At 28.8% G+C, this 6,661-nt stretch carries 6 protein-coding genes and 1 pseudogene; all 7 read left to right on the top strand.

Annotated features, from left to right (window positions below; all coding sequences use genetic code 11):
• Positions 1-447 precede the first annotated feature (447 nt).
• Positions 448-912, top strand: a complete 465-nt coding sequence (locus tag CXF67_RS03490) for a hypothetical protein (protein ID WP_102087484.1) — start codon at positions 448-450, stop codon at positions 910-912.
• Between the two features lie 226 nt (positions 913-1,138).
• Positions 1,139-2,494, top strand: a pseudogene (locus CXF67_RS03485) (serine/threonine-protein kinase); the annotation flags it as partial.
• A 130-nt stretch (positions 2,495-2,624) separates the two neighbouring features.
• Positions 2,625-3,626: a nucleotidyltransferase domain-containing protein gene (locus tag CXF67_RS03480; protein ID WP_102087482.1), complete on the top strand. Its 1,002-nt coding sequence runs from the start codon at positions 2,625-2,627 to the stop codon at positions 3,624-3,626.
• Between the two features lies 1 nt (position 3,627).
• The gene (locus CXF67_RS03475; RefSeq protein ID WP_102087481.1) at positions 3,628-4,548 is read left to right on the top strand and encodes a patatin-like phospholipase family protein; all 921 of its coding nucleotides are present in this window, start codon (positions 3,628-3,630) and stop codon (positions 4,546-4,548) included.
• A 132-nt stretch (positions 4,549-4,680) separates the two neighbouring features.
• Entirely contained in the window at positions 4,681-5,049 is a 369-nt protein-coding gene (locus tag CXF67_RS03470; protein ID WP_257984575.1) for a hypothetical protein, read from the top strand.
• A 32-nt stretch (positions 5,050-5,081) separates the two neighbouring features.
• Entirely contained in the window at positions 5,082-5,591 is a 510-nt protein-coding gene (locus CXF67_RS03465; RefSeq protein ID WP_257984574.1) for a DUF2199 domain-containing protein, read from the top strand.
• Between the two features lie 205 nt (positions 5,592-5,796).
• Positions 5,797-6,661 (top strand): hypothetical protein (locus CXF67_RS03460; RefSeq protein ID WP_102087479.1); only part of this gene is annotated, 865 nt, incomplete at its 3' end.

The following is a 6,661-nucleotide window of genomic DNA, read 5'->3' as shown; positions in this document are numbered from 1 at the left end:
TATTTTTTATGAAAAAGAATTGACTAAATCCGAAATTGAATTTCCAACTTTTCTGATTGAATAAGAAAAAGTAGTATTAGTTGTAATTTTTCTTTTCTGAACGTGCAAAATTCCAGCTGAATATGGATTTTTTCTAATAGAGGGAGATTTAGACACTAAAGTAAAACCAAAATTTGAAAATTTGAAACTTATGAATAAAAACCTCTCTGAATAAAATACTATTGCCAACAATAGCTATAAGTAATGCGGGAGGTTTGGGCAAAATTGAAAGGTTTAAGAATGTTTTTTCGCTCGCAATTTATATATTTATAGGATTGAAATTTATAAACAAAAAATTGCTCGCTTGGGTCAGTGCTAAATTCAAACTGAATGGCTTTTTTGCCCCAGCACTACTCATAGGTACTGTGTTGTGCAACATATCCAAACGAACTCTGAAAACCATTTAGAATGAATAAAATGAAAATCCTCATAATATTATTATTTGGAATTATTGGTTGTGAAAAAACGGATTCTGATGCTATTGAAAAAAGGATTGCGGAAAAAATAGCAAAACACGTAATTGAAAAAGATTCTTTAAATATGTATACATATTCTGGAGAAGTTTTATTGCATATTAAATCTGAGAAATTAAACGAAGAAAACTATAAAACATACGTCTCATTAAATGGTTTGAAATCAAAACCAACTGAATTTAAAACTGAAAAACTGAATATAAACGGATTTGAAACTATTATATATTATTCCGAATCAAAAACTGATTTGAGTTTGCCTAACTCATTTTTTGTGCCTGATGCTAAAAGTTGGAACTTCTTGTCTGAAATTATGGACAATCATATAACCCTAAACGAACTAAATATTATAATATCAATAGATGAAACCGGAATTGAGGAACTAAATGTAATTGACTTTTAAATAAAAATACGTTGCACAACACAGTGTATAATTAATTGCTTGGTCACTGCCGACTTACGAACATTCCTGCGGAATATTCTATCTGTGATTTATTTACTAAATTAGGTGCTTAATCACGCAACTAACCATACACAATCACGTTATAAGCCATTTAACATAACAACCATAATATAGATATAAAGAATATGAACATTGGAGATTTAATTGATAAAAATATACTCTATTAGAAGAAATTGGTAAAGGAGGTATGGGGAAAGTTTTTCGCGCTGAAAAAGATGGAACCATTTTCGCGTTAAAAGTATGCTTAGATGATGGGGAAGACGATATAAAGCGTTTTAAAAGAGAAGTTAGATTGATGTCTAATATAAAGCATAAAAATGTAATTGAAGTTTTAGACTCAAATTTAGACTACGAATTCCCTTATTTCATAATGCCTTTATGTAAATATTCTCTTGATGCAATAATTCCAAACTTAAAAGATGATGTAAAAGTTTCTCTTAAGCTCTTATTCGATGTTTGTAAAGGAATCAATGCAATCCACTTAAGTAAAATTATACATAGAGATATTAAACCTAAAAACATATTAATAAGTCTAGATGGCGTAATAAAAGTAAGTGATTTAGGTTTAAGTAAATTTGTTTTGAGAGATAGTTCAGTAATCACGTTGTCAAATCAGTATATGGGAACAGAAGGATATATTCCAACTGAATTTTATAAACGAGGAGGAACAAAAAATGCCGATATAAGAAGTGATATTTTTCAACTAGGAAAAACTATTTACAATATTTTGACTAATTCAAATCCTGCTCTAATAGAAAGTGATATTCTACCTGGAGGATTATTGTACATAATTAAAAAATGTATAGCCGATAACCCTGACAATAGATATCAAAATATTAGTGAATTAGAAACTGCAATTAGCAATTATTTATTATCACTTGAACCTAAAGCGAATCCAATAAATTATTTCAAAGATTTAATAAATATTGCATTAGAAAACTTAAAATCTAAAACTTATAATAAAGAGAATGTTGAAGGAATTATTGCTTCAATTTATACTTTCAAAGATTCACCTGAAGGTTTATTTAATAGATTTAATGAAATACCTTTAAAAATATTAGAAATAATTTCTAGTAATTTTGAACACGAAGCAATTCAATTAGTTGAATTATATTCTGAAAACACTATTAAACACTTTAAGGAAAATAGAATAGACTTCTCTGATGCGGATTCTGTTTCAGATATAACAAATGCATTTTTTCAAAGTTCTAAAAATTTAACTATTAGATTAAAATCATTGGAACTTGTTTTATTTGCTGCAACATACTGTAATAGATATTATGGAATGGATACATTTGACAATATGCTTCAAGCAATAAAAGATAATGAAACTGCCACAGCAGTAGCTGATATGCTAAGAAATAATATTGAAAACTACGAAGACGTTTCTGACAGAATACCATCAAATAAATTACATTCATTGATTGCCTTAGTACAACAAGAAGTTGTTGACAAAAAGCAAGAGAAAACAGAAGCAGAAAAAGTTGAATTAAAAGATTGGCTTGAAAAAAACGGCTTATAACAATGTATATAAAAAATAGCGCAAGTATTTGCTAACACTATGGTTTGGGTGTTTTTGGAAAGTCGCCAAATTTTTAAATTTAACGATTTCCAAGTAAAAAAATAAATAGTAAAATTTAAAAATTCGGCTTGTGTTAATCCGAAAAATTATCGCTTATTTTCAGCGCTACTTTTCATATACTAAACGTTACCTGCAAGCAAAAAAAAACCGACATAGAGAAAGAATAATGGCAATAACAGAAAATCAACTTTCAACTTGGTCAAATCAAGGAGCAACAAAAACATCTCAATTGACCTACAATTCAATAAAAACTTGCATAAATAACATTTCTTGGAATGATGACATAAAATACAATATCTACCTTCAAGGTTCTTATAAGAATTACACTAATATTAGAGCCAATAGTGACATTGATGTTGTCGTAGAATTTACTTCTGTCTTTTATTCAAATCGGGATGAATTATCATCAGAAGAATTAGATGATTTTAATGAAGTTTATGATGATGGAAAGTATTCACTAAATGATTTTAGAGGTGCTCTTATTGAGTCATTAAATGAATATTATGACGAGAAAAATATCGAGATTGGTGATAAAGCAATTCGTATTGATGGTTTCAATGGAAGATTAGATGCTGATATCGTTTGTTGTGCTACTTATCGAAACTATCAATCATTTAAAAAAAACAAGACAACTGATTATATTGAAGGAATTACCTTTTTTGGCTCTGAATCAAATGACCAAATAATAAACTTCCCAAATAAACATTATAAAAACGGAGCAACAAAAAACTCAAATTGTAATACAAATTTTAAGTCTACAGTTAGAATAATTAAAAATATAAAAACAAAATTAATTGAAGGTAATCAAATTACAAAAGAGAAATGTCCTTCATACTATATTGAATGTCTTTTATACAATGTTCCAGATAAAGCCTTTAAAGAAAATAACTATTCGTCTATTATCTTTAGTGTACTCAAATTTTGGGAGGACAGCATCAAGAATGACAATTTAGAAAATTTTGTCTGTCAAAATGAAATTATTGATTTATTTGGACCATCGGAACAACAATGGTCAATTAAAAATGCTAAAAAATTCATTAACAAGAGTATAACTTTTTGGAATAATTATTAAAATGGTAAAAGAAAATTTCAATATATTGGTTTTAGATGGAGGCGGTTCAAAAGGAGTATACACATTAGGTATCCTAAACGAACTAGAACAAAAATTGGGCAGTACTTTAGACAATCACTTCAATTTGATTTACGGAACAAGCACAGGTTCTATTATTGCTGCTTTATTAGCATTAGGTAAACCTGTAAAAGAAATTAAAAAATTATATTTTGAGTTAATTCCTGAAGTTATGTCTCAAGGAAATAAAACAAAAAAAAGTAAAAAGTTAAATGAATTAGGAAATAAAATTTTTGGCGATTTAATGTTTACCGATTTCAAAACAGATGTTGGTATTGTAGCACTAAACTATGACACACAAAACCCATTGATTTTTAAATCTAACATAAATCAAGCACACGGTATGCAACAATCCTTTTTACCAGGATTTGGATGTACAATATCAGATGCTATTCAAGCATCAAGTTCAGCATTTCCGATTTTTGACATTAAAATCATACATACAGAAAATCAAGGACAAATAAATGCGATTGATGGTGGTTTTATTGCAAACAACTCAACTCTATTTGCTCTAATAGATGCTGATAAAGCATTTAAAATCCAAAAAGAAAATATTAAAGTTATAAGTGTTGGTACAGGTAAATTCGTTGAGAAACCGATGAAAGGGTTTGTTAAATATTTAAAATATTTTAAAATCACAAAATTTATAGAACGCATATTACTTTCGAGCACTAATACAAATGTTATCCTTTCTAAACTATTGTATAAAGACATTGAAATTGTTAGAGTTAATGATACATTTAATGAACCTGAATATGGTACGAATATGACTGAAAAGGACATAGAAAAACTTGAAAAATTATATCAATTAGGTCGTAGTTCTTATGCTAACAAAGAAAAAGAATTGAATAATATATTTAAATAGCCAGCAGGTAACAACGTATAAAAATAATAAGGGTTAAATGCCAAACCCAAAATTGGTGCATATTAACAAAGTCCGCAAAATTTACAATTTGACGGTTAAATGAAAATAAAATTAACGGTAAAATTGTAAATTTTGCTAAGTGATAAATTGAAAGTTCAGTCCTTCGAAATCCCTTACTATTCTTATACAAACCGTTACCCAACATTTGAGAAAACATTGAGAGAACCAAGAATATATGTTGATTTTAATGAAATGATAGAAGAGAATCTTGTATTATTATCTAAGACAGATTTTAAACAAAATTCTGACGGAGTACCCATTGAATTAAAAGAAGGAATGAGTATTAAAATATATTCGGATGACAAAAATGATTTGAATGAAAGAGACAATTTAATTGCGGATGGAATTGTTGAACTGAACACTTACGGAGAATGGACAAAACCTGCAAAATGGAATTGTCGAATTGACAAGAACGGAATTAAACACGAATCTGATATATAAATTTAATGTTCTGGAAAAGGAAAAAAAATAAATTGACAGAATTTAAATGCACAGAATGTGGACAAGTACATTCTGAATGGCCAGCACTGGCTTTTAATTCGCCATCGAATTATCACAACCTTTCTGATGATGAAAAATCGGAACTTGGTAAGTTAGACACAGACTTTTGCGAAATTCATTATGAAGACCAAATTGACAGATTTATAAGAGTAACACTAACTCAAAAAGTAAACGACGCTTGTGAAACTCTTGAATATGGACTTTGGGTTTCTTTAAGTGAAAAAAGCTATTTGGATTATAAAGAAAATTTCAATAATCCAAATCACGAAACTGGATATTCTGGGTGGTTATGTAGCAATATCGCTGAATATGAAGATACATCTTCTATTCCGTGTGATTTAATGACAAAAAGTGGAAATGACCGACCTGAGATTTTTCCACACGAAGATTTTGACCATCCTTTTGTGAAAGATTATTACAACGGAATTTCAAAAACAGAAACGGAAAATCGGATAAGCGAAATGATAAAAAACGTTGGGTAACAATGGCTATAATTAATACGGGTTTTGGTGCTTAACCCGAAGTTTAGAGCTTTTAACCAAGTCCGCCAAATCTTTTGATTTGGCTTTAAAAACAAAAAAGATAAAACAAAATAAAAAGATTTGGCTAAGTGCTTAATCGGAAATTAATTACTTTTAATTCCCGTACTAACCATAGGTACTGTGTTATCGTTAATTAAACAAAGTCATGAAGAAAAACAGTTTGGTATATTGTATTAATCCAAGTCAATATGAAATATTTGACGAAAGAATTAATAAACCAATCTGGCACAGAAAATTGGAGCAAGGACAAGAAACTGGTTCAATGGTTTCTCAAGAAATGGATGAAATTAATTTTCCTAAAAATCCATTTGAATTTTTCGCTCCAAATAATGTAGGAATGCTTCTTTCTATAAGTCAGCGATACAGAAAATTGGCTAGAGAATTATATGATGAAAAGATAAATCCTAAAAAGAACAATCATTCTTTGGTTGAGACCGACATGGATAAGAAGAAATTTTTACAGGAAAAATCCATAATTGCCGCAGATTATATTGAATTAATTCAAATTTCTATTGTATTCGCATACACGGCAATTGAGTCTTTTGTAAATCTTAGTATTCCAGATGATTACAAATATGAAGTCAAAGTTAAAAATAAAGGCATAACTGAGATTTATGACAAAGTAGCAATTGAAAGATGGGTGTCTATGGGTGATAAACTTTCCAATATTTTAACTGACATATATTCAACTTCAAAAATTGAATCTCAAAAATTTTGGAGCAACCTTAAATCTCTAGAAAAGAATAGACATAACATCATTCATCAAAAATCAATAAATCGAACTGAGTTCTATAAAGAATATTTTAAAGAAAGTATTTTCAACCAAATTGATTGTGTTCAATCTGTAATGCAATTCTTTTATGATGCTCAATCAAAAGAAAAGAAAACCAATCCTTTATGGCCTTGGGCTATTGGAAAGGAAAAAAAATTCCCGACTACTGGATTCGAATCTGAAAATTTTGAAGTTATAGGCAATCTTTATGAAGGTAAAAAGAAAACAAAAAAACGAT

The sequence above is a fragment of the Psychroflexus sp. MES1-P1E genome (genome assembly GCF_002836055.1).
Classification (GTDB): Bacteria; Bacteroidota; Bacteroidia; order Flavobacteriales; family Flavobacteriaceae; genus Psychroflexus.
The sequence above is the reverse complement of the archived record's forward strand: the minus strand, read 5'-3'. Positions and strand labels throughout refer to the sequence as shown.

Bases quoted from the DNA above. Each gene is read 5' to 3' on its own strand.
- CXF67_RS03490 (WP_102087484.1), top strand. From the start codon at position 448: ATGAATAAAATGAAAATCCTCATAATATTATTATTTGGAATTATTGGT.
- CXF67_RS03475 (WP_102087481.1), top strand. From the start codon at position 3,628: ATGGTAAAAGAAAATTTCAATATATTGGTTTTAGATGGAGGCGGTTCA.